This is a genomic window from Deinococcus aerophilus (genome assembly GCF_014647075.1).
Classification (GTDB): Bacteria; Deinococcota; Deinococci; order Deinococcales; family Deinococcaceae; genus Deinococcus; species Deinococcus aerophilus.
Genome location: NZ_BMOM01000060.1, coordinates 1 through 5,605 on the forward strand (window position 1 = coordinate 1; position 5,605 = coordinate 5,605).

Annotated in this window: 6 protein-coding genes; all 6 read right to left on the reverse strand. The window is 66.3% G+C overall.

All coding sequences use genetic code 11. From position 1 onward, the window contains the following. Window positions 1–76: 76 nt before the first annotated feature. Window positions 77–331: a hypothetical protein gene (locus IEY21_RS16410; protein WP_188905417.1), complete on the reverse strand. Its 255-nt coding sequence runs from the start codon at window positions 329–331 to the stop codon at window positions 77–79. A 255-nt stretch (window positions 332–586) separates the two neighbouring features. Then, window positions 587–784: a hypothetical protein gene (locus tag IEY21_RS16415; RefSeq protein WP_188905418.1), complete on the reverse strand. Its 198-nt coding sequence runs from the start codon at window positions 782–784 to the stop codon at window positions 587–589. 11 nt (window positions 785–795) lie between these two features. Next, window positions 796–1,605, reverse strand: a complete 810-nt coding sequence (locus IEY21_RS16420; protein ID WP_188905419.1) for a DUF2726 domain-containing protein — start codon at window positions 1,603–1,605, stop codon at window positions 796–798. Next, complete coding sequence (locus tag IEY21_RS16425; protein WP_188905420.1) at window positions 1,602–3,098, reverse strand: TniQ family protein; 1,497 nt, start codon at window positions 3,096–3,098, stop codon at window positions 1,602–1,604. The genes IEY21_RS16420 and IEY21_RS16425 overlap by 4 nt, the downstream gene beginning before the upstream one ends. Window positions 3,099–3,100: 2 nt before the next feature. Next, window positions 3,101–4,063, reverse strand: a complete 963-nt coding sequence (locus IEY21_RS16430; protein WP_188905421.1) for a TniB family NTP-binding protein — start codon at window positions 4,061–4,063, stop codon at window positions 3,101–3,103. Between the two features lie 3 nt (window positions 4,064–4,066). After that, window positions 4,067–5,605: TnsB C-terminal domain-containing protein (locus IEY21_RS16435; RefSeq protein ID WP_188905422.1), on the reverse strand; the 1,539-nt coding region annotated here is incomplete at its 5' end.

Sequence of the window (5,605 nt, forward strand, 5' to 3'; positions counted from 1 at the left end):
TCAGAACCATACGTCTGAGAGGCCATTCCTCATGGTATTTGCTCGCCCAGAGAGGCGTGAAATTCCAAAACGGGCTCTAGAACAGTTCAAACCCGTGGGCCCGAATCGCGTCGTCGATCCGGCTCCAGTTCAACCCGACTTCCGGGTCGTGTTCACGCTCGACGTGGGCCAGCACGGCGCGCGCCTGTTCGTCAGTCAGGTCCGCGCGGGTCTGCACATCCTGGATGTTCCAGACCAGCACAATGGCGTCGCCACGTTGGACCTCGGCTTCCAGACCACCCAGCACGTCTGGTGGGGGGGTGGTTTGTTCTGTGTGGACGGGGTCGCTCATCAAAAACCTGTCTGCGGCTGAGAGCCCGGGTGTTCACGCCGGGGGAACAGGTTGCCGTGGCATGTTCCGGACTGCACGGGAGATCCATCTGGGTGTCCAGGCCTTCGAGGGGAACGGCGGTGGAGTCCGTCCCCTGTCTTCGTGCGTGGTGAGCGCAAGGATACTGCGAGATCGTCCAGGGTGGCGCCTTTCGTGGAGATCCGCTGCTGGAGGCACAACTCACCGGAAAATCCATGCGTGTCCGGGGCACGCGCACTACCAGGGTTCCGGGATCATCTTCAGGGTGGTGAGGCGGTCACTTTCCAGACCAACGATCACCCAGGTCTCGCCGTTGACCATCACCTGTGCGATAACCCGGTGCCCTGACCCTGTGGGCTCGGGGGACAGCCTGTACACCGGCACGGCGATGGTCGGTTCCAGCAGGATCGGTTTCGGTGGGCGGTCTGTTTTCATACCGGTCTCCCTCACCACAGCCGGCTCAACGCTTCGGCCAGTTCGAAGTGGGCACGTTCGCCCAGACGGCTCTCGCGCGCCAGCCTGCCGAGCGCGCGCTGGAACTGCTGCTCCACGACCCGGTCACTGACGCCCTGGGGCAGCCGCACCCGCGCCAGTGGAAGACCGCCGGCGCGGCAGATGCGGTTCTTTCGCCCGTCACGCTCCTGCTGGATCGGGGTATCGTGCCAGCCGGAGTCCACCTCCACGGCCAGGATCGGCATCAACGTCGGCGCGCTGTAGATCGTCCAGTCGATATGGGCCAGCGGATGGCCCAGGAAGAGCCGGTCCCCTGCGTCCAGAGCGTGCGACAGCAAGGCCACATCAAAGACCTCGCGCAGAAGCTGCCCCGGCTGGATCGAGCATCCGGGAAAGATGCCCAGCAGCGCCAGCATCACCCGGCGTTCGTGGTCTGAGCTGCCGATGCGCCGCAGCGCATCCTCCACCGGCAGGATCAGGGCCAGGTCGACGTCCTTGCGCAGCAGCTGGCGTGCGGCAGACACCACCGCGTGTTCGAGCACCCAGCCATCGGGCGTGTGGCGGATGAACCCCCCGTCGGCCAGCTTCGACAGGTGCCCGCGCGTCCAGCCGGGGATCATGCGGGTCATCGTGCCGAGTTCGGTGGCCGGCACTGGACCGTCGGAGGCGGCCAGCGCCATCACCAGCCGCTTCTTGCTGGTGTCCAAGGCGTGGACCCGCGACGCGGCGCTGTCGCGCGCGCCCTTGGGGCCGATGCGCAGGTCGCGCCTTTCGCCAGCGTGCCGCAGGTCCGGGGTGGTCATGCCGTTTGCACCTCCTGAAGCCCCAGCCGCAGCGCCGCGTTCCACAGGGAGGCGTGGTGGGTGCTGCCGAGGCGAGCGAGAACGGAGAGGGTCCGGGGAGCCAGCAGCGCCCCCAGGGTTTGCCGCACCCACAGCGGAGGGTCGCTGTTCAGCGCCGACGTTGTGGGTTCATCGGGGGAAAGCCCATGCTCGGCCAGGTGGTTCAGCAGCTCTGACAGGGCGTCGTCGAGCTGTCCGGTCCTGGCCCAGCGCTTCAGGTGGGTGATCGTTGTCTTGATGCGCGGAACTCCCGGGATGTGGTTCCACTGGTCCTCGGTGGTCCCGGCCGTGGTGCGCCTCAGGAAGCCCTCGAAGACGTCGCGGGGAGCTCGTGCCCGTCCCCCACTCCGCACGGCCCCTGGCGCCCTTGTGAGAAGCGGCGCGAGGCGGTCCCACTGCTCATCGGTGAGCCGCTGGAAGTCGGTGGGCAGCGAGGTGAGCCGGCGCTGGCGGGGACGGCGGGCGAGCTGGTCATGCACCAGGTCCCGCAGCCACGCGGGCGTGGGCCAGGTGGACTCGGGGAGCAGGTCGGTGAAGCGCACCCCCCGGACGCGCAGTTCCGGCAGGAGGCTCACCAGTCCGTCGCGCAGCAACCAGCCGGCCAGGGCCACCACCTGAAAGCGGTCCGCGGGCGGCAGCAACTCCAGCACGGGCCGCGCCCCCGCCGCGCGGACCCCGGGGGGAAGTCCCAGGGGGGCGCGCAGGTCGTCGAAGACACTGGGCGGCACCTTTGGCCGCAGTCCGAGCAGCACATGCGTCAGTGGATGCAGCAAGCCAGTGAGGTCGGCGGCGTTCAGGCTGAGGTCACCCACCCGGGCCTCACCGCTGTGGACCGCGGCATCCATCAGGCACTGCAACCCCAGGACGTGGGTCAACGCCGGCGTCGGCACTACGCCCCCCAGCGGCAGGCGTTCCCAGCAGCGCCAGCAGCGTTCAGGGGTCCACGGCAGTGTCTGGGCGCACTGGGCCTTCTGGAAGTGGGCCCGGGTGACGCTGATGGGCGCCCCACAGTGCCGGCAGTTCTCGACCAGCATGGTGCCGTGGCGTGGACAGGCCACGGTGGTGGCCAGACGCCAGGAGCGCAGGTAGGCGCGCCCTTCCCGCAGGCATGCGGGGCAGGCCGGATGGCCGGCGACGTTCCGGGTGCCCCGATGACGGCCCAGCAGCACCAGCAGCGGGGGGCGGGCCACGTCAGGACGGGCCGTCAGTCGCCGCTTGATGGGGGCCAGGGTCAGGGCTTCTACCTGCCCGAGGCGGCACAGGGTGGCCTGGGCGAGGCCAGCCAGTTGCTCAGGAGTGGCGTTCAGGTCGGGGTCCTGCCGCCAGAAGCCGCGCAACCCCAGGCAGTTGGTCAGCCTTGACGGACGCATCATCTGCTCGGTGGCCAGGCGCGTGACCCATGAGGTCAGCACCTCGTCTTTTGCGGGGCCTGGGCGCAGGCGCAGGACGATCACGTCTACTCTTCCTTCGACGCGTCTTTCTTGGGCGCCCGGATCAGGTTGAGCGTTTCAGCCGCCTTTTCGATGCTCTCGACGGACAGTTCAGCGTGGTCCACCAGGGCGTGCTGGGTCAGGTTCAGCACGTCGCCGAGCAGTCCCCTGGACAGTTCTAGGGTGGCCCGAACAGTGTTCTGGTTCGGCGGTGCAAAGATGCACGCGGTCTCGCCAGAAAAACCCCGTGCCAGCGCCTCCATGGTCTTCTGGACCTCGATGGGGGTGAGTGGAGGCAAGCTCAGCGCTGTGGTGTAGCGCGTGGCGAGGTGGGGGTTGCGTTTCAGGGCCTCCTGAACCCGTTCGGTGCCCACGGGGATCACCATGAAGCCCTTGAGCATCAACCCCTTGACCAGTTCCAGCAGGTCCTCGGCCCGTCCCGGGGTGCCCAGCATTTCCTGGAACTCGTCCATAAAAATGATCCTGACCTGGAGCTTGCTGGCAAACTTGACAAATCGGCCCTGCCGTTCGCCCGCGCTGCCCGTGTGCTGCATGTTCCCGATCGCCTCAAGTAACCGGGTCGCCACCTGCAAGCTGTTCTTTGCTCCGTTGATGTCGATCAGGATGGCCCGCTGGATGTCGCCTCCCCGGGTGCCGGCGGCCCCCGTGAAGTCGGCATCTTCCACGAACTCGGCTTCCTCGCGGGGCGGCGGCGTCTCTTCAACGATGCGTTTGAGGGCGCGGTGGATCAGCCGGGTTTTACCGCTGTTGGCCGGAACGGACAGGTAAGGGGCCATGGTGCGGTGCTGCGCCGGCGACGTGGCCAGATGGGCGAGGTAGGTGATGATGCGCTCGGGATTCTCGAGCGGCAGCCACAGTTGCTCGCGCCGCGCTTTGATCACGGTGTCACGCTTCAGAAATGCATTGAAGGCGGCGTCGCGCCCGGCACGGGTCTCGTGATCAGGAGGTTCAACGGGGGTGGGCAACATGGCTCAGCTCCTGTGGTGCATGCCAGGCGGGTCGATGATCGGCGTCAGGTCGATGTCCTCGTCGGCGCCAGGGCCCATGGTCATGGCGAAGAAGGTGTTTGGCTCTGGGCGCAGCGTCGGGGGTGCTGTTTTTTCCCGGCGTTTTGGATTGCGTGGCGTCGCCTGTTCGGTGACCCTGCGGCGCATCACCTCGTTGAAGGCGTCGATCTCGGTCAGCGCCTGGTCGCGGTGCAGGCGGTGGCTGTCCCGGATCAGCTTGTAAGCAACCTGAAATTCGTCCTCGCTGACGGGACCCGCGTCCTGGAGGTCTGCCGGGAGCTGGGTGCAGGTCAGGGGGATGGCCTCGCCCTGACCATTGGCGTAGCCCAGGGCGGTGCGGATGTCGGTGGGGTCGTACACGACGTCGATCTTCATCTTGCCGTGGGGAACCTGGCGAATCAGGTCATCCAGCCCCCGGCCGCCGTAGAAGCGGTTGTTGAGGCGAACGCCCTTCTTGCTCAGGGTGCAGGTTTGCACCGGCCTCAGATCCTGGTGCAGGATCACCAGTTCTTCCTCTGAGAGGGGACGGAACATGGATTTGCCCTCGCCGATCAGCGCCTGGGCATGGTCGCGGCGGTTCAGGCGGCACAGGGGGGCGCACATCATGTTGTAGCGGTCGAAGATCAGTCTTGTCAGGTAGCGGTAGAGTTCGTGGAACTCCAGCTGGGCGTGGGCCTGGGCATCGAAGCCCCGGCGCTGGACGACGCTGGAAGTCGCGCTGCTGCCCAGGCTGTGGGTGTAGTTGTTGACGGTACCGATCACGCGTTCGACGAGGCCACCGAGGTGAACCGTTCCGGCGGTGCGTTTCGCCTCGCCGATGCCATAGCGGCTGCAGACCCGCGCGACAGACCGGTTGGTGAATTCGCGGCCATGATCGGTCACGAAGTACAGGGGGGCGCCCATCGGTGGGGGGAGGTTTTCAACGCCCAGGGCGCGCAGGAAATCGCTCTGGTCGCCCATCATGCGCTCCATGGTGCGCAGCGTTTCATGCGCAGAAACGCTCTCGGGGTTGAGACCCACCGCGCAAACCATCGTGGTGGTGGCGTCAATGATCAGCGTGAGCCTCCCGCGAAAGGCGAGGCGGCGCGTGGCCTCCTGCCTGGCCCCGGCGTTGCTGGTTGTTTTGCTTTTGCCTTTTCGCGACTTCCTGTACACCTTGACGAACTCGAAGCCGCCATCAGGCAGGGCGAAGCAATCGACGACCGTGGCGTCGATGTGAAGCCACTGTCCGAAGTGCGTGGCGTCGATGGTGCCCTGCCGAGGTTCGGCGTCGCGGGCGGCTTTCTTTCCCAGCACCACTCCGTTGAGCTTTTTGGGCTGCGCGCTGATCAGCTTGTGGATGTGACTCTTGACGGTGTTGTAACAGGGCATCTGGTCGCCGAGTCCGTTCTTCTGGCACTGCGCCCGCACTTCGTTGACCAGGTAGTGCTCCAGAAATCCCGACAGAAAATCCCCAACCCGTTGAGAGGGTAGGGCACACTGGAGGGAACGTATGGGAAAGCA